We start from the raw sequence: 19,035 nt of genomic DNA, 5'->3' as shown, positions 1-19,035 counted from the left end.
GGAGGTAAAAATGGATAATTCAACTTATACCCCACCGAAAGTCTGGCAATGGGAACAAGGTAATGGCGGACAGTTTGCAAATATCAATCGACCAGTATCAGGTGCGACGCATGAAAAAGAGCTACCGATTGGTAAACATCCCCTACAGCTTTACTCTTTAGGAACACCTAACGGGCAAAAAGTCACCATCATGTTAGAGGAATTACTCGAGCTGGGTATAAAAGAAGCCGAATATGATGCTTGGCTGATCAATATCAGAGAAGGTGATCAATTTAGCTCAGGTTTTGTCGAAATTAACCCTAACTCTAAAATTCCAGCATTAGTTGACCGAAGTGGCGAAAAACCTATCCGTGTTTTTGAGTCCGGTTCAATTTTGACTTATTTAGCTGAAAAATTTTCAGCATTCCTACCAACCACCCAACCGGAAAGAGCAGAAACCCTCTCTTGGCTCTTTTGGCAAATGGGTTCAGCGCCTTTTGTTGGCGGTGGATTTGGTCATTTTTACACCTATGCACCAGAAAAATTTGAATACCCCATCAATCGATTTGCGATGGAAACCAAGCGTCAACTTGATGTATTAGACCAGCGTTTAGCCAATAACCACTATATTGCAGGCGAACACTACTCTATTGCGGATATGGCAATCTGGCCATGGTATGGCGCGTTAGTCAAAGGTTGGTTATATGATGCTGATGAATTCCTCAGTACTCACGAATATCAACACCTAAACCGTTGGGCTGACGAAATTTATGCACGCCCAGCGGTACAACGAGGGCGTCGAGTTAACCGTTTACATGGCGACCCCGCACAACAAGTCCGCGAACGCCATGATGCAAGTGATCTTCGATAGCGCGCTTTAACCTGTATGACTTTATTAAGAGCCTTATGCGATTTGTATAAGGCTCTTTTATTTATATGCAGGATGAAATGGTCAGCGTGGGCGTTCGGCGAGTGATCATTAGCAATAAAATTGCAGAGCATATCGCCATGCAAAAGTTAAAACCTAACCCGAAACTGACCGCATTTTTAAGTTGTTCAAAGGGAAATTGAGCCGAAAAGTGAGTTAATCCGTACTGCATCATCACAGAAACCATAGTGGCACCTATCGCGGCTCCGACTTGCTGCAATGTTGCAGTAAAGCCTGAAGCTTGCCCCGCTATCTGAACACTCACTTTAGCAAGAACTAAATTTAGCATCGGTGTCATGATCATACCTTGTGTAAACCCCACAAGGAATAAAACCGGCGTCAACCATAGTGCTGAGCTATTCGATGAAAACCAATATAGCATCACAAGTAACAGCATATAGCTTAAGCCATAAAATAGCGCGCCCCAAAATATTGTTCTTTCACCATAGCGATTAACCCAAAGAGGGGTGATTACCGATGAAATTACAAATCCAATGCTAGAAGGTACAAAAATCATACCTGACAAAAATGCGCTTAAGCCGATCCCTTTTTGCAGTAATAGAGACAACATTAAAGGGAAAGCGGAAGATGTTGCATAAACACTCATTACTACCAGTAATCCAATAACAAAGGGGCGATTACGCAGAATTTGCATACTGAATAATGGCGCTTTTCCTTGTTTCTCTAATCGGATTTCATAATAAGCAAAGATGGCCAACAGTAAGACCCCACTGCTGAGTAATAGGCTACTTGTATTTAACCAACCCCATACGGGTAACATAAGCAATGGCAATAAAACACAGCAGATCCCTAAACCTGATAATATGACGCCACACCAATCAAGATTAATGCGGCATTTTTCTCCTTCGAGTAAAAAACGCGATAATGCGATAGCCAGTATGCCTATCGGTAAATTCACTAAAAAAATTGTCCGCCAACTCAAGTTAAATAGATCTAACGTGATCAGCCACCCTCCTAAAGCTTGCCCAGCAATAGCAGCGAGTCCTAAGCTCATTCCCAAATAGCCAAATGCTTTTTTCGCCTGTAACGGATTAAAATTGACACGGAGACTGGCATACACTTGGGGAAACAGTAATGCAGCAGATAGCCCTTGAAAAAATCTTGCGACCACCAGCAAGGTTGCTGTCGGTGCGAATGCACAAAATAAAGATGTGAGCGTAAAGCATGCCATACCCACGCGGTATAAGCATTTTTTACCGTAAATGTCTCCTAACCGACCTCCTGTAATGAGTAATAAACCAAAGGCTAATTCATAACCTACTATAATTAATGTTAGCTCAGTCAAATTGGCATTTAACGAATGCTGAATAGTCACAATGGCAACATTAACCACAAATAGATCAAAAATTGTTACGAACCCCGCCAATATTAATACAAAAAGAGCGATATGCTGATGTCGATTCATGATGTTCTCATTTATCTAGCCGAATAAAATGAGGACTATAAAGAATCCGTTATCATGGTACAATTTAACCATTTATACTATTACTAAAGGCAATAGGCTATGAAAGCGATGCAACGAATGCGCCCTGAGCTGGCTGAGTTTTTAAAGCAAAAACGGGAAAGTATTTCACCGGAAGAAGTCGGCCTACCGCGAACGACAAGGCGCAGGACACCGGGGCTTCGTCGTGAAGAAGTTGCTGCTTTAGCTGGGGTTGGTTTGACTTGGTACACATGGCTTGAACAAGGTCGTGATATTGGCGTTTCGACGCAATTCCTTGATAATTTATCAGCCGCGTTACATTTAAATAGCGCTGAGCGTCAACACCTTTATTTGTTAACCCATAACCGCGAGCCGATAGCAACAGGTAATACCGAGCATCGTGTTCCTTCGGCTATTTCCCGCATGATCAGCGATTTTCCTGATCATTATCTCTGCTATGTGCTCAACTTGCACTGGGATGTGCTTGCTTATAATACTCGGGCCGATCACTATTTTCATTTTTCGGATGCGCAACCGTATTATTGCAATTTCCTCTATCTTCTATTTATGGATCCTCGCTACCAAGAACGCTTCGTTAATTGGCAACTTGTTGCCCAACAACTACTGGCCAGTTTTCGCCGTGATTATGCTCGCACCAAGAATAACCCCAATATTAAACAAATGATTAACGCCCTGCTGGAACAATCAACTTTATTTAGCCAACTTTGGCATAAGCATGAAATTTACCAACCTTGTACAGGTATTCGTGAAATTGCTTATCAAGGTAAAGTGGAAAATTATGATTACTCTTCTTTGACATTTGATATTGAAAAAGGTAATCGGTTATTAGTCTACATTCCGAAATAATCTGATTGTTGTGAAATTATTGAAGCCGCTTTTCTGTATCATGTCAGTGATGACGCTGGGCGATACTGTAACATAGGCTTAAAGCCAAAAATAATAGCGTAATCCTCTATAAAGGTACTGCTATTCCTTCTATTGCCTATTTAAAAAACCCTAATCCTAGATAAGAGTTATCCAATATCTTGTTTTTATCTTTTTCAGCCTTTGTACTGACGCAGCCATTCCCTGTTATCACAAAATTCGGTAATTTATCTATTTAACAGAGAGTGCTACAACTCAATAACAATTATAACGTTAGGTCGTGGGTCATGTTGTCTAAATCAAATATTTCAAATAGCGCTTTACTCTGCTCTTCATTGCTATTAACCATTGGACGTGGAGCAACCTTGCCATTTATGGCGATTTACCTAACACGAGAATACCAAATGGCTATTGATATTGTGGGTATTGCAATGTCTCTTGCCTTAACTATCGGTGTCTTATTTAGTATGGGCTTTGGTATTTTGGCAGATAAAGTCGATAAGAAACGCTGTATGCTAATCGCTATTATTGCGTTTATTTTGGGCTTTATTGCAATTCCACTCTCAAGTCATGCCGTGCTTGTGGTTATTTTCTTCTCGTTAATAAATTGCTCTTATTCCGTCTTTTCAACCGTACTAAAAGGTTATTTTTCAGATACTCTTCCTCTTTCTATTAAAGCAAAGGTATTTTCCCTTAATTACACATTTTTGAATATCGGTTGGACCATCGGCCCGCCTCTTGGAACATGGTTATTGATGTATAACATCAATCTGCCATTTTGGTTAGCGGCAATTTCAGCGTCAATACCCGTTTTCTTTATTCAACACTTTGTACAAAGTGTGAAACCTGCTCCCCACCAAGAAGGCCAAAAGCGCTTATGGAACCCCGCTGCGATGCTACATGACAGAGCATTAGCATGGTTTATTTTGTCCACTTTTCTTGGCTCGCTGGTATTTGGCACCTTCACAACGTGGATATCTCAATATGTTATTACCGTATCCAACAGCGAGTTTGCACAAGCCGTCATCGGGGTCGTGCTTCCCATGAATGCAGTGGTTGTGGTTACTTTACAATATATGGTAGGTAAACGCCTTACACCAGATAACCTTAAGCGTTATATGACGTTAGGTACTCTCTTTTTTGTCGGTGGCCTTGCCACATTTATGGAAGCTGACGAAAACTTATACTTATGGGCGCTAGGATCCTTTATTTTTACTCTCGGTGAGCTGATCTATGCGCCCGGTGAGTACATGTTGATTGATAATATTGCGCCGGAAGGCATGAAATCGAGCTATTTTTCGGCTCAAGCCCTTGGCTTGCTTGGCGGTGCATTCAACCCGATGCTTACAGGGGTCGTGCTCACAGGCTTCCCCCTAAAGCCATTTTTATTATTTTAATGTTCTTCACGGTATTAGCTTGGATGAGCATGCTCAAAGGTATGAACGTCAGCAAACAACGACAAATCTTACAAACTCAGTAGGTACGAAGGGGGAAGCCAACTCGCGCTTCCCCATTATTGACTCGACCGAATATCTAATACACTCAACACAATGGCAATGGTCAGCATTAGCATAATGATCACACTCATGGTAACTAGCCCATGGTAGCTCAATACCCATGATAAAAGTGGCAGCATAGAAAACAGTACAATGTTATTAAAACTTTCCGAAACGGCTAATACTTGACCTTTGTTTTCGCCACTGCGCATCGCAACCATGGTGGTACTCAATGGCGCAGCCATCCCCAAAAAACCGCCCCAAATAACTAAACATGCTGTGTGTACCACCAGTGGAACATACGCTAAAACAAATGTGAGTACCGCCACTGCCATCAGAGAGATGACTAATAACAATCGTTGGCTATCATTTGATAAAAAATGATTGAGCCGACCAACTAATAGATTTCCGATAAATAACCCCACTCCAAACGCAGCAACGACAACACCGATTAGCGCGCTATCAATTGAAAATTTTAGTCTGAGTACTTCTCCTGACAATAAGAAAACACTGACCGCAGTGCCGTTCCATATTGCTTTAGCACTAATAAAACGAACTATTTTTATATCCTGTAGCCACTGGAATCCCCTTTGTTTTCTCATGTCTTGATGAGGCTTTGAAGGTGGCAATATTTTACAGACACAAAACCATACGATAAGACTTCCTACTGTTGTCATAATAAAGGGCGCGTACCATGTTAAATACTCTGTTAATACGCCTGCTAACACAGGGCCTGATACGATCCCTATCGTCATACCAACCATCACCATCCCCATCGCTGTGGATTGCTGACGCGCTGGGAAGATATCTGCAATTAAAGCAAAAATGGTGGGTACTATCGCCGCCGACGCTAAGCCACCACAAATACGGAAGAACATTGCGATAGTGAAGTTCGGAGAAACAATGATAGCCAGGCTATCTATCGCAAATAGAAACATGGCTACTAACAATAACTTTCGCCGATCGATGCGATCAGAAAAATAACCTATCACTGGTGCTGTAACCGCATAAGTCAGCGCATAAGCTGAAATTAGCCATGATGCTTGTGCGCTACTGACCGAAAAAACCTCAGCCAGCGGTGTTAATGTTGCAGATAACATAAATTCAGTAGTACCCACTAGGTAAACCGCCGTAGCAAGTACCCATAATAAGTAACGATATGGTTGCATAATAATTCTCTTGAATAATAGACAGCCCTTCCGTGAACACAAGGTCACAGATAGGTGTTAAGGGCGATGGGGAATAAAATTAAAATGGGTTAAAACAAGAAGTTAAAAAGTGGTATCAGGAGATAAGATATGAATGTTTGAAGTTAACTAGATGTTTAGATCTTATAAAACATCGACACGCTCGTCAAGAGGCATTATGGTGCCCTTTCATCAATAAAAACACCACAATACCTTTAATTATAAACGGGTTAATTTTAATGTTTCCCCCAATATCTTTATTCCATTAAGACGCCTTGGGATCAACGGCAATGCGTAGTTAATACGTAAATGATGTGTAAAGCATCCATCAGATGAAAAGTGCTCTCCTGTTAGCACAATCACTTTATTGCGCTGTAAAACATCCATTAATTTACGGTTATCCACCGGAGGATGCTCAACCCATAATGAAAAGCCCCCTTGTGGTCGAGAAATCCGTGTCATTGGCGGAAAGTGACTTTCCACTAGTTCTCGATACTGGCATTGCAGCTCACTATAATGTTGGCGCATAGCGCGTAGATGTGGGAAATAGTGCCCATCACGTAAAAAGTTAGCCATAACTTGCTGCATAAATATTTCTCCCGAACAGTGAGACAAATATTTTAAGTGCATGACTTTTTCTTTATATTTTCCGGGTATCACCCATCCTGTTCGCACCCCTGGGGCGATTGTTTTAGAAAATGAACTACAAAGGATCACCTGCCCATCACTATCCAATGATTGGATCGTCGATGGGCGCGGATATTCATACGCTAATCCCGCAAGAATGTCATTTTCAATGATCGTCACGCCATATTGAGTTGCCAGTTGCAATAGCTGCTGCTTATGTGTTTCAGGCATGGAGCAGCCCATAGGGTTATTGCAAGTCGGTGTTACCACAATAGCTTTTACTGACCAACGATGAAAAGCCTCTTGTACCCGTTCTAATTTGATCCCTGTCTGTGGATCTGTTGGGATTTCAATAATTCTTCTGCCTAATCCATACAGTGTCTGCAATAAACCAGGAAATGTCGGTGATTCTACCGCTATCACATCATCGCCTTGCGTCGATGCTTGAATAGACAGCGATAATGCTTGATGACCACTTGTCGTCGTCACGATATCGTCAGGCGTAAACAGGGTTTTATGATCAGAAATATGATGAATTTGCTCACGCAATGCTGGCAATCCTTGTAAGCAATCATACTCTAACATTAAGCGATTTTTACGACGGCTGAGCATATTCATTTCTTGCCACAGCGGCTCTAATGTTTTGTTATCGATATTCGGAACCGCGCAAGATAATGAAGTGATATTATCGCGCTCTTCTACGCGTAAAAAATCAATAGTTGGGTTCCATTGAGCGATATGTACTGGTTTTTGTATGTAGTTTACCGCCTTAGGCAGTAGAGCCTCGGTTTTGTTTGGAATAACAAAATAGCCTGATTTAGGTACCGCATAGATCAGTTGCATTTTTTCTAGCTCACGATAAGCAAGCTGCGCTGTTGTTAAGCTGACCTCGTGTTCACGCCCTATCTCCCTCACTGAAGGAAGTTTTTCACCACTTAAAAAGTCTCCTCGATGAATTTTTTCCTGTAATGTCTGCGCGATCTGTTTGTACAGTAACATCATTCAGCCCTTAACCGTTTGCATATCGCATTAATGTAATACAAAACTATCCATATTTGATCTGTATTATGCAAAAAACGCTATCTGTCACTTTTTTATGATTATTCTCTATGCAAACCTAATTATAAATTTAAAGGTACAAGGGGGTTATATGGAATATGAACATAACAAAGGTGGTAAACCTTATTCTAAATTAATTTTAATAGAGCCTATCGTTTGGATATTGAAAAAATTAACCAATCCAATAAAAGCGATTTATTATCACTTTAAAACCAGAAAGAAATTTGAAAAATATAAAAACCAAAAAATATAAAAATCAATAATTATCAATAGGGTAAACAAAAAAGCATTTTCATATTAATGTTATCTATAAAAGTTTATTGATTCTTAATTATAGTTAACCCTAAGTGTAAAAAGCTTAAATTATTTTTATTTTTCCTATACTCGATAAATAAAACGATCGATTACGCTATGTTATAAGAAGCTATCCTTTTAATTCATGATGTTATTTTCAGTCATGAAATAGTGATAGCTTTCCTTAATTAACGCGGAGCTAATAAAATGATGTGGCCTTCTTGCTGTATAATACCTTGTTCTTTCAACTTAAATAAAACTTTATCCAAATGGCGACGTGAAGTACCTAAAATTGCGGCTAACGTCTCTCTCGGTAAACGAATTTGGTGGCTCGATAGTTGCGTTAAAATGTACAGCAAGTTCTTTTCAATGGAATCAACGGCGGTCATCAATCGTTGTTCTCCATTAATTAATGAGCGTTTCGCCAATTGTCGATTTAAAAGAATGGATAAGCGGTGGTCTTGAGATAACCAAACTAAAAAACTATCAGATGGGATACGGATCACTCGTGCGTCCGTTAATGCAATCACATCATAGCGATAATGTTTTTGCTGGCACAATGCTTCCATCTCACCAAGAAATTCACCTTTATAACAGAATGTTAAAGCGAGCTCTTTACCGCTATCAGCGAGTTTGTTCACCACAAACTCACCTTCAATAATAATATAGGTGTATTGGTTTTCTGTGCCTTGATGGATCAGTTTGTACCCTTCTTGTAAATGAATGGTACAAAAGGTATTTTTGACTGAGGGTGGCGCATGACGAAATAACCAATCAACATCGGGAAGTAGCTCTTGTTCACTGAACTTTAGCCACAACTCGCGAAAAGGAGTTTCATCCATCATACCTGCCACCCATCACTATGATTAACCTAAAATTAGCCCTGCTATAGCACCGTTCATTAAGTTCGCCAAAATAGCCGCACCAAATGCTTTGAATGCAATACTCGTCAATTCACCACGACGTTCAGGACACATCGCACCGATGCCACCTATCGCAATCCCTATTGTACCTATGTTAGTAAAACCACACAGAGCAAACGAGAGGATCACTTGTGTCTTAACGCTCAATGCTTCGCCTGTCGCTGGCAAAATAGAACCATCTAAATAAGGCTGTAGATTAGCATATGCAATAAATTCATTGAATAATACTTTCTGGCCTAATAACTGCCCTGCGAACTGAGCTTCATTCCAATCAACGCCTAACAGCCATGCTATCGGTGAAAATAGCCAACCAATCAACTGGGTGAGCGAAATTTCATAACCAGTAAAGCTAGTTGCCCACATCATTATGCCATCGAACATTGCAATAATAGCTAACAAAGCCAAGAGCATACCCGCAATATTCAACGCCATACTAACCCCGACGCTAGCCCCCTGAGTTACCGCATCAATGCTATTACGGTATTCAGATTTTTCGCCTTTCATGGAGCTGACCGTTGTATATTTATCACTGTTTTCTTTAGTTTCAGGGTAAAACAATTTCGCAAACAGTAATCCTGCTGGGGCCGACATAAAGGAAGCCGCCAGTAAATACTCAATTTTCACGCCATACTGGGCGTAACCAAGTAACACGGTTCCCGCAATTGAGGCTATTCCCCCAACCAAAATGGTGAAAAATTCTGAAGAGGATAAATATTTTAAATAAGGGCGGATCACTAACGGCGCTTCCGTCACCCCTAAAAAAATATTTGCAGCTGAAGACATTGATTCCGCTCGTGATGTTCCAAGCAAACGGTGTAATGCTCCACCAATCAAGATGATCAGTTTCTGCATAATACCTACATGAAACAGTAAGGCCGATAGTGCAGATAAAAACACCAGTACAGGTAGTACTTTAAATACAAAAATAAACCCATCGGCACCAAGCAGATCAAACATTTTGTCAGTGGCTAAGCCCCCTAACAAAAATTGTGTGCCTGTTTGTGTATAGTCTAATAATGCGGTGACTTTATCCGCCATCCACATCATAACGCGCTTGCCAGCTGGCAGATATAACATACAAAATGCAAAAGTAAATTGCATTAATAGTGCGATGGAAACGAGCCGTAGGCTTATCCTACGGCGGTTGTTAGAACAAAGGTATGCAACCAATAATATGACAGCAATACCTAAAAGGCTATTCAGTATCGACATCAGCGTCCTCCGCCTACTTTTAACTTTTATTTCAGTTCAAAGGCATTTAAATACTGGTACTGCCTATCACTGAGAGTATCGAAGGAAACACCCATATCTTGTAATTTTAATCGCGCCACTTCACTGTCGATTTCATCGGAAACAGCATAAACTTTTTTATCCAGCGCATGTTTGAGTAGATATTCCGCGCCTAAGGCTTGTAAAGCAAAACTCATATCCATAATTTCTGCTGGATGACCATCGGCACAAGCGATATTGACCAGTGCTCCACGCCCCAACAAATAAACGGTACGACCATTTTTCAAGCAGTAGGCTTCAATATTTTGACGTGCTTCATAGGTACTCACACACAATTCTTGCAACGCATTAAGGTTAATTTCGTCTTCAAAATGTCCGGTATTACTAATGATCGCCCCTTCTTTCATTAAACTGAAATGCACCTCAGTCAGCACATCACAGCAACCCGTTGCGGTCACAAAAATATCACCTAGTGGTGCTGCGGCTTCCATCGTCATGACTTCAAAACCATCCATCTTCGCTTCAAGCGCTTTGATTGGGTCGATTTCAGTAATAATGACTTCAGCACCAAGGCCTTTTGCACGCATCGCACAGCCTTTACCACACCAGCCATAACCCGCAACAACCACTTTTTTACCCGCAATCACTAGGTTAGTTGTGCGCATAATGCCATCAAACGTAGATTGCCCTGTACCATAACGGTTATCAAAGAGATGCTTAGACTGCGCCCCATTAATGGAGATCACCGGGAAATTTAGCTCATGGCTTTTTTCACGAGCCATCGCCCTTAACACGCCAGTAGTTGTTTCTTCACAAGCGCCAATAACATGACCTGCATATTCAGGATAAACACTGTGTAATTCATGCACTAAATCGCCACCATCATCGATAACGATATGAGGCTCACATGCCAGTGTCTCTTTTACAAATTGTTGGTATTCTTCGGCGCTAGCACCATGAATTGCAAATGTATTGATACCACTTTTCACTAATGCCGCTACGATATCGTCCTTAGTCGACATAGGGTTACTGCCAGTCACCGATACTTTCGCACCGCCAGCGGCAAAAACTTGAGCAAGATAAGCGGTTTTCGCTTCTAAATGGATAGATAATGCAATGCGTTTGCCCGCAAAAGGCTTCTCTTTACTAAAGCGAGCTTCTAAAGCACGCAATAGCGGCATATGAGCACGCACCCAAGCAATTTTTTGTTCGCCAGCCGGCGCTAGAGATAAATCTTTATAGATACTTGTGACCATCTTAAATTCCTTTCAATATGTTGCTTAGAATGAAGCAAAACATACAAAACGAACGATAGTCACAATAGGTCATTTGCCCATATTAGGTTGAAAAAGTGTTAACGAGATATAATTATGGCAAACAATTTTGCGTTGTGATTATTTGTTAAACGAATCATTTACTCACCGCTTCTTTATCCAACAACTGACGTTTACGTGCAATACCCCAGCGATAACCGGACAAAGCGCCATCATTTCGCACCACTCGATGGCAAGGAATTGCCACAGCCAGCATATTTGCCGCACAAGCGCCGGCAACCGCTCTTACCGCTTTTGGATGACCTATCTGTTTAGCAATATCACTGTAACTGACCGTTGTGCCAACAGGGATAGTGCGCAATGCTTGCCAAACACGTTGCTGAAATGCTGTACCGCGAATATCTAAGGGTAAATTTAATCCAATTTCGGGGGCTTCAACAAAACCGATTACTTGTGCAACCAACGTTTCAAACTCACTATCTCCCCCGATTAATTCAGCATGAGGAAACTTATCTTGTAAGTCTTTGAGCAGTTTTTCAGGATCGTCGCCCAACAAAATAGCACAGACCCCGACTGAACTTTGCGCCACTAAAATATCGCCTAATGAGCACATGGCTAATGCAAAGTAGATTTTTGCTCCCTCGCCACCAGTTTTCCATGCTGTTGGCGTCATGCCTAAGCGCTCCGCCGAGGTTTCATAAAAACGGCTATCTGAACTAAATCCAGCATCATAAATCGCATCAGTAATACGCGATTGCTGCTGTAATTGCTGACGCAGCTTCCCATGCCGGTAAGCATCAGCATAAGCTTTTGGGGTAAGCCCTGTTTGAGCTTTGAATAAGCGATGAAAGTGATAGCGACTGATCCCCACAAAAGCGGCAATATCATTGAGTTTCACTGACGTACCGCTTTGTTCAATATAGCGGCAGGCTTGTGCAATTTTTTCTTGGTAAAATTGTTCAAGTTGAGCAGCCTCTTTCGTGCTACGTTTACCGGGCCGGTAACCTTTATCTAACGCCTGTTGTTCGTTATCAAAAAACTCGATATTCTCTCGTTTCGGTAAACGCCCCGCGGCTGACGGATGGCAGTAAATGCGTGAAGTACGGACACCATAAACAAAATGACCATCCGCGGCTTTATCGCGGGCAACAATCGCTTGCCAACGTGCTTCATCACTTAACCATTTGTTTACTGTTGCCATAGTCATACTCCATTTCTATCGTGTGTTGCCGCCATTATTCGTTAAATAAGGCAGCAACAAACTCCATCTCTTGCTTTTTAGTCGCATTAGTCACAGATGCAGACCGCTGGCTGAGTACTTTCTTTTTGTAAGTTTTGACGTACTTTCAACCATAAAACCACAATACCTAATAATGCGACTAACGTTCCCATATAACTCACCGTTGAGTAACTGTAGCCGAATGATAATACGCTAGCCCCAATCGCTGCACCAATCGCATTACCGAGGTTAAAAGCGCCTACATTCACCGAAGATGCTAACGCTTGCGCCCCAACCGCGGCTTTCATGACTAAAATTTGCAAAGGGGGAACAATGCCAAAACTAAAAATACTCCACAGGGCTAACCCTAGTCCGGCACCTATTGCTGTCGTACCTATCATTGGGAAAATAACCATACTTAAGGCCAACATGCCAAAGAACACAAACAATGTTCCATATAAAGTGCGATCCGCAAATCGCCCACCAAGATAGTTACCGATAGAAAAACCGACACCGATAATCACCAGCATTAGTGTGATCATTGAGTCAGAAGCATCAATAAATTGCATTAACATCGGTGCGACATAAGTATACAAGGTAAACATCGCACTAGCTCCTAACACCGTACTTAACATGCCTAACATCACTTGGGGTTTTCGTAAAATACGCAATTCAGCCCGAACGTTGACAACTTGACCCTTTAAATGGCGAGGCAACGCCAAGACTAAACTAATGAGTGTGATAACGCCTAACCCTGAAATGACAAAAAAAGCCTGTCGCCACCCTATGACTTGGGTCAGTTTTGTCATCAAAGGTACTCCACCTATATTGGCGATCGTTAACCCCATAAACATCGCAGCGATTGCACTAGCTTGCTTACCAGGAGGAACAACACTCGCGGCAACCATTGCCCCTAACCCGAAAAATGCACCATGATTTAAGCTAGTCACCAATCGAGAAAGTGACAGCGTCACTAAACCAGGTGACATCGCAGATAATAAATTGCCTATGGTAAATATAGACATAAGTAAGATCAGTGCGTATTTAGGGCGATATTTAACTAATACCAATGTCATTATAGGAGCACCAATCATGACACCTAACGCGTAAATAATCACAATTGATCCGACAGAAGGAATAGCCACATCCAAATTGCTGGCAATATAAGGCAACATCCCCATCGGGGAAAATTCAGTTACGCCGATAGCGAATGCACCTATCGATAATGCAAAAAGTGCGACATTGATTCTCATAAATAGACCTTGCTAATAAATACTTATTTTTTATTGAGTACACTAAAGTGGCGTGATCTTTTCATATTGATGTGTCATGAAAAAGCCGTTAAGGTGAGAAAAACTTTTGCCGGAATTGCAAAAATGAAAATGACCTTTGAAGAGTTGCAAGTATTTATTAGCGTGGTTGACTGCGGCTCTATTACCGCAGCGGCAGAACAGTTGAATATGACAATATCAACAGTTAGTCGTACCCTTCTTAGGCTTGAAGAAAAAATACAAACAACCCTGATTTATCGCACAACACGTAAAATTAAACTCAGTGATGAAGGGGGAGCATTTTTGCAAAAGGCGCGAGAGATAGTCCAGCTTGCTCAAGAAGCCGAAGAGATGTTATCAGCACGTCAAACCATTCCATCTGGGAAGTTGCGTATTGATGCGTCGACGCCTTTTTTAACCCGTGTAATAGCACCTTTGCTCCCATTATTTAGTGAGCAGTACCCACAAATTGAGTTAGAAATTACTAATTTTGAAGGGTTTACTAACCTATTAGAGAAAAAAACAGATGTCGCCTTTCGGATCGGCTCTCTAAAAGATTCATCATTAAATGCAACATTAATTGGTTATAGTCAAAAACGGCTACTTGCTAGCCCTGCTTATCTCAAAAAATATGGTGTTCCCAGCAGCGTTGATGATTTAATTCACCATCGTTTGCTAGGTTTTACTGCTCCGGAAACATTAAATATTTGGCCGATAAAAATGGCAGATGGCACACCACTTAAAATAACGCCAGATATTGCCGCAGCCAGCGGTGAAGTGTTATTCCACTTAGCGGTTCAAGGCTGTGGGATCTTACTTTCTTCTGATTTCGTTAGCTATGAGGCACTCGCAAATGGCCAATTAGTGCAGGTTCTAACTGAACAGACCGATGAGGTAAAACAACCTATTCATGCTGTTTACTATCGCAACCAAGCGGTTTCACCTAGGTTACGCTGTTTTATTGATTTTGTGAAAAAGCATGGCACGCAGATTGAGACAAGCTGATTAGTCAGTAACATCACGACGATGACCTTTTTTAAAATTAGATAAGGTTAGCCCTGTATGCCGTTTAAAATATCGACAGAGATAAGAGGTGTCCTCAAAGTTGAGTTGCGCCGCCACTTCTTTGATTGATTTATCTCCACCACCTAACAACGCTTTGATTTCGAGCACAACTTGCCTATCAATCAACGCCTTTGGGGTATCATTAAAAAAATCGCTGGTGATTTGAGACAAATAAAATGGTGTGACGGCTAATTTCCGTGCATAAAATTGGACGTCTCGATGCTCTTTACAATACTGTGTGATCATATCCCAAAAACGCCAGCACAACTGTTCTTTACGGCTTTGTTGTGCTTTTTGTTTAAGGGGTGTTGGTGGCATTTTATTGGCTATCAATAGAAAGAAATTTTGCACATGATGGCATAACATGGTCGTTACGTATTCGCCCTGTTGTTGAATAATAAAATCGAATAACGCTTGCCATTGCTGTAACGCAGCCAAATCAGCTTGCTCCACAGATAGCACCGGCGACGCATTAAAAAATGCAAACAGTGGATTTGGTAACTGAAAAGCGACATCAACTGCAAAATTCTTTTCAAGTAAAAAATAATCAAACAGAGAAGCCCCTGAACACTGTTGCACCATGACAAACGTATCGTCATACAACACAATGATGTCATTTGCTTTTACGACATATTTTTTAAAATTAATATTAAAAACGGCTCTTCCTCTTTTACAAATCAATACGGCGACATAGGTTGGTACAAGTGGCGTTAACTGTGATCTTACCAACGTTGTCTCCCCCGTGCTTATAACATGAGGTACACAATATCGGTGATTAAATGAGTTCAGCATGCAGGCCCTCTGTGAGCGTCAATATGGATAATGTGTTGGCAAAAGTACCTAAAGTAACGAGGTTTTGCGCTTATTTCTATCACAAAAATACCTAAAATAGGCAGTATCTAGAAAACAATAAGGAAAATCTCGATGAAACTTTATACTGAAAGGCTAATTTTGCGCCCTTGGCAAGAAAGCGATGCTAACGACTTGTATGAATACGCGAAAGATGAACGTGTTGGACCTATCGCGGGTTGGCCCCCTCATAAAAGTGTGGAAGAAAGCCGCTCCATCATCAAAACGATGTTTATGCGTGACGAAGTTTATGCTGTCGCTTTAAAAGAAGATAACCGTGCTATTGGTTTAATTGGTCTGTCCATGCAGGCTGATAGCCAATTACCTATCGGAAAAAACGATGCTGAAATCAGTTATTGGATAGGAGTGCCATTCTGGGGGCGAGGCTTAATCCCTGAAGCGGTTCGCGAGATCATTCGCCACGGATTTGCCGATTTAAAATTAGAGAACTTATGGAGTGGTTATTTTCAAGGCAATCTGCAATCTAAAGCCGTTCAAGAAAAATGCGGATTAACCCATTACGGCACCCTTGAACCCAAATACATGGAATTAATAGGTGAAACGAAAATTGAAGAAATAAGTCGGATCACTTATCAAGAATGGAAAAACCGCACATAATTTCTTTGTTCATAAACAACAGTAAAAGAGCTATTGCCTAATGGCTCTTTTGCCTATAACTATCATTTTTATACACTTCCGGTCGATTCAGGCCGATTTTTTTGTTACAAAACGCTGCGAATAAACAGTTATCTATTCATTAATCTTACCTATCAGTGCTATGATTTTTCGATAATTATAATTTTAAAATAAAAAATTCATTGCAAATAGGTAACCACATGCAAGATTATGGTATTTGGACAGTTATTACTCCCATCGTCACTATTCTGTTGGCGATCCTCACCCGCCAAGTCATGCTTTCGCTCATGCTAGGGATCTTGGTCGGCTTTACCGTTATTCATGACCACAATATATTGCTTGGGATCAAAGGAACTGTCGATGGCGTTATTGATACCTTCGCATCACCGGGAAATACACGCACGATAGTCTTTATGGTGATGATTGGTGGAATTATGCGCTTAGTTGTAGTCACGGGAGGCGTTCGCGCATTAGTCCAACTACTTTCCAATCGGACACAACTAGTCAAAAACCGAGTCACCACTCAACTTTTGGCTATTTTGATCACCTCATTAATTTTCATAGAAAGCTCCATTAATCAGCTAGTCGCAGGCGCTTCGACTAAAAACCTCGCACGCAAATACGCCGTCGCACCGGAAAAAATGTCTTATATCATCCAAACCGCTTGTGTTTCTGTTTGCTCTTCCGCGGTTATCAACGGTTGGGGGGCAGTGATTATGGGATTAATTGGCGTCCAGATCTCACAAGGGCTTATCACTGGTGAACCTTTTGATATTTTGATTAAATCAATCGGTTATAATTTGATGGCTTGGTTGTCGCTTGCCACTATTTTATTCTACGTATTCACGAATATATCTTGGGGCCCAATGAAAAAGGCTGAGATGCGATATCAGGCTAATCATACCGTGGAAGCCGATTCTCAGCAGCATGACGCAGATGACGAAACGGATATTATTGATCACCCCAATGCTCACTCCGTTTTGAACTTTTTCATTCCTATCCTTTCAACTGTATTAATGGTTCCCGTTGCCTTGTATATCACTGGTGATGGTGATTTTAGTAAAGGAAGTGGCTCAACGTCCGTTTATTGGGGAGTCATGTTTGGTACAGCTGTCTCTTTTTGCTGGTTTATTGGGCGTCGATTGCTCAATATTGAGCATTTCTTTCAAGAATTATTCATTGGCTATGCCAATATGCTAAAAATCAGCTCAATTATGATCTTAGCCTTTTTAATGGGGAATGTTTCAGCGGAGCTAAATACAGGGACTTATATTGCCAGCGTCACACAAGGGGTGATGGCTCCCGGCTTCTCTATTGGCTTTGTTTTTATCATTAGCGCCATTATGTCGTTGGCAACAGGAACTTCATGGGGCACCTTTGCCATTATGATCCCTATTGGCGTACAGCTAGGGATATCCGTCGGTATGCCTATTGAATATATGATAGGTGCCGCCATTTCTGGATCAATCTTTGGTGATATGACCTCACCCATTTCCGCTGATGCGATCGTCGCGTCAATGGCGACAGATTGTGATCATATTGAGCATATTCGAACGCAAATGCCCTATGCATTAGTCACTGCAAGTATGGTACTCGCTATTTATCTATACTTAGGTTTTTCACATTAGTTTCCGAGGAAGTTGACATGTCACTACAACAAAAACTAGCCCAATTTACCAAGTTGAGTTTGAACAAAAGCTCGACTCCCCTTGAACGACTTGAAAACTTATCTCGTGTATATGGTCGTGAGATCTTTATTAAACGTGATGACATTTCGCCTCTCGCGATGGGAGGAAACAAACTACGAAAATTAGAGTTTCTTATTGCTGACGCATTAGAAAAAAAGGCAAAAGTGATTGTTACCGCAGGTGCAATTCAATCTAATCATGTGCGCCAAACGGCGGCAGTTGCGGCTATGTATGGGCTAAGATGTATTGCTTTACTGGAGAACCCTATACAAAGTGACGACCCTAATTTTTTGCATAACGGCAATAAATTGCTGACCAATCTATTTGGGGCTGAATCTGTCATGTGTGAGGCTTTAACCGACCCTCAAGCTCAAATGGAAGAACTCATTCAAACATTAGCATTAGAAGATGCTTATATTGTTCCTGTCGGTGGCTCTAATGCCCTTGGCGCTCTTGGCTATGTTCAATGTGCCATCGAAATTGCTCAACAAAAGCCTTTAGAAGTGGAGTTTGATAAAGTCATTGTGGCTTCGGGCAGCGCGGGCACTCATGCAGGTCTGGCTATCGGCCTACAAGAGCTGTTACCTCACTCTCAAGTCATAGGTGTGACAGTGTCACGTTTTAAGCAAGATCAGGCACCAAAAGTTGAAAAAATACAGCGGGAATTAGCTGAACTACTCGCTATTTTAAAAACGCCAGAAATAGCACTCTGGGATGGATTCTTTGAACCTATGTATGGCATGCCAAATCAAGCAGGCCTAAACGCTATCACCCTACTGGCTCGCAGTGAGGGAATTTTGTTAGATCCTGTTTATACAGGCAAAGCAATGGCTGGTTTAATCGATTATTTAGAAAACTCAAATGAAAAAACGCCGGTCCTGTTTGTGCATACAGGGGGCGCACCAGCCCTATTTGCTTATCCCGAAATCAACAAAATAGTTAATCAATAATTAAAAACGGCTCATGCTATTGTGAGCCGTC

General features: G+C 41.4%; 16 protein-coding genes and 1 pseudogene. 8 read left to right on the top strand and 9 right to left on the bottom strand.

What is annotated here, in order from left to right; genetic code table 11:
* Positions 1 to 10 precede the first annotated feature (10 nt).
* A complete protein-coding gene (gene yghU / locus PR833_RS10995) occupies positions 11 to 850 on the top strand; it encodes a glutathione-dependent disulfide-bond oxidoreductase (protein WP_004919841.1) in 840 nt (279 codons plus the stop codon).
* 61 nt (positions 851 to 911) lie between these two features.
* Here the strand turns inward: yghU and PR833_RS10990 are convergent, their stop codons facing one another.
* On the bottom strand, positions 912 to 2,333 hold the full coding sequence (locus PR833_RS10990; RefSeq protein WP_004919838.1) for an MFS transporter: 1,422 nt from the start codon (positions 2,331 to 2,333) through the stop codon (positions 912 to 914).
* Between the two features lie 99 nt (positions 2,334 to 2,432).
* Between PR833_RS10990 and PR833_RS10985 the strand changes: the two genes are divergently transcribed.
* On the top strand, positions 2,433 to 3,218 hold the full coding sequence (locus PR833_RS10985) for a helix-turn-helix transcriptional regulator (RefSeq protein ID WP_004919833.1): 786 nt from the start codon (positions 2,433 to 2,435) through the stop codon (positions 3,216 to 3,218).
* 305 nt (positions 3,219 to 3,523) lie between these two features.
* A pseudogene (ydeE, locus tag PR833_RS10980) lies at positions 3,524 to 4,716 on the top strand (efflux MFS transporter YdeE).
* A gap of 33 nt (positions 4,717 to 4,749) precedes the next feature.
* Here the strand turns inward: ydeE and PR833_RS10975 are convergent.
* Positions 4,750 to 5,901, bottom strand: a complete 1,152-nt coding sequence (locus PR833_RS10975; RefSeq protein WP_076913978.1) for an MFS transporter — start codon at positions 5,899 to 5,901, stop codon at positions 4,750 to 4,752.
* A gap of 237 nt (positions 5,902 to 6,138) precedes the next feature.
* Complete coding sequence (locus PR833_RS10970) at positions 6,139 to 7,548, bottom strand: aminotransferase-like domain-containing protein (protein WP_004919824.1); 1,410 nt, start codon at positions 7,546 to 7,548, stop codon at positions 6,139 to 6,141.
* 148 nt (positions 7,549 to 7,696) lie between these two features.
* On the opposite strand from PR833_RS10970, the gene PR833_RS10965 reads away from it, so the two are divergent.
* Complete coding sequence (locus PR833_RS10965; RefSeq protein ID WP_154598661.1) at positions 7,697 to 7,858, top strand: hypothetical protein; 162 nt, start codon at positions 7,697 to 7,699, stop codon at positions 7,856 to 7,858.
* 229 nt (positions 7,859 to 8,087) lie between these two features.
* Here the strand turns inward: PR833_RS10965 and PR833_RS10960 are convergent, their stop codons facing one another.
* The 5 genes from PR833_RS10960 to PR833_RS10940 all read right to left on the bottom strand — a co-directional run bounded on the left by PR833_RS10960 (position 8,088) and on the right by PR833_RS10940 (position 13,798).
* Entirely contained in the window at positions 8,088 to 8,744 is a 657-nt protein-coding gene (locus PR833_RS10960; RefSeq protein ID WP_036940251.1) for a Crp/Fnr family transcriptional regulator, read from the bottom strand.
* Between the two features lie 21 nt (positions 8,745 to 8,765).
* Positions 8,766 to 10,034: a NupC/NupG family nucleoside CNT transporter gene (locus tag PR833_RS10955; RefSeq protein ID WP_014658360.1), complete on the bottom strand. Its 1,269-nt coding sequence runs from the start codon at positions 10,032 to 10,034 to the stop codon at positions 8,766 to 8,768.
* Between the two features lie 26 nt (positions 10,035 to 10,060).
* Entirely contained in the window at positions 10,061 to 11,308 is a 1,248-nt protein-coding gene (locus tag PR833_RS10950) for an adenosylhomocysteinase (RefSeq protein WP_004919812.1), read from the bottom strand.
* Between the two features lie 154 nt (positions 11,309 to 11,462).
* Positions 11,463 to 12,527: a bifunctional DNA-binding transcriptional regulator/O6-methylguanine-DNA methyltransferase Ada gene (gene ada / locus PR833_RS10945; RefSeq protein ID WP_061064040.1), complete on the bottom strand. Its 1,065-nt coding sequence runs from the start codon at positions 12,525 to 12,527 to the stop codon at positions 11,463 to 11,465.
* Between the two features lie 86 nt (positions 12,528 to 12,613).
* On the bottom strand, positions 12,614 to 13,798 hold the full coding sequence (locus tag PR833_RS10940) for an MFS transporter (RefSeq protein ID WP_272526104.1): 1,185 nt from the start codon (positions 13,796 to 13,798) through the stop codon (positions 12,614 to 12,616).
* Positions 13,799 to 13,921: 123 nt separating this feature from the next.
* On the opposite strand from PR833_RS10940, the gene PR833_RS10935 reads away from it, so the two are divergent.
* Positions 13,922 to 14,821, top strand: a complete 900-nt coding sequence (locus PR833_RS10935; protein ID WP_172955140.1) for a LysR family transcriptional regulator — start codon at positions 13,922 to 13,924, stop codon at positions 14,819 to 14,821.
* Here PR833_RS10935 and PR833_RS10930 read toward each other — a convergent pair whose 3' ends face one another.
* The gene (locus PR833_RS10930) at positions 14,822 to 15,610 is read right to left on the bottom strand and encodes a helix-turn-helix domain-containing protein (protein ID WP_230089710.1); all 789 of its coding nucleotides are present in this window, start codon (positions 15,608 to 15,610) and stop codon (positions 14,822 to 14,824) included.
* Between the two features lie 195 nt (positions 15,611 to 15,805).
* Between PR833_RS10930 and PR833_RS10925 the strand changes: the two genes are divergently transcribed.
* The 3 genes from PR833_RS10925 to PR833_RS10915 all read left to right on the top strand — a co-directional run bounded on the left by PR833_RS10925 (position 15,806) and on the right by PR833_RS10915 (position 19,004).
* Positions 15,806 to 16,348, top strand: coding sequence for a GNAT family N-acetyltransferase (locus tag PR833_RS10925; RefSeq protein WP_004919796.1), 543 nt, complete (start codon positions 15,806 to 15,808; stop codon positions 16,346 to 16,348).
* A gap of 218 nt (positions 16,349 to 16,566) precedes the next feature.
* Positions 16,567 to 17,994, top strand: coding sequence for a Na+/H+ antiporter NhaC family protein (locus PR833_RS10920; protein WP_004919795.1), 1,428 nt, complete (start codon positions 16,567 to 16,569; stop codon positions 17,992 to 17,994).
* Positions 17,995 to 18,011: 17 nt separating this feature from the next.
* The gene (locus tag PR833_RS10915) at positions 18,012 to 19,004 is read left to right on the top strand and encodes a D-cysteine desulfhydrase (protein WP_004919792.1); all 993 of its coding nucleotides are present in this window, start codon (positions 18,012 to 18,014) and stop codon (positions 19,002 to 19,004) included.
* Positions 19,005 to 19,035 lie beyond the last annotated feature (31 nt).

Origin of the sequence: Providencia sp. PROV189 (genome assembly GCF_028480065.1) — a bacterium.
In the GTDB taxonomy this organism is placed as follows: Bacteria; Pseudomonadota; Gammaproteobacteria; order Enterobacterales; family Enterobacteriaceae; genus Providencia; species Providencia stuartii.
This window is presented reverse-complemented; position numbering and strand designations above follow the sequence as displayed.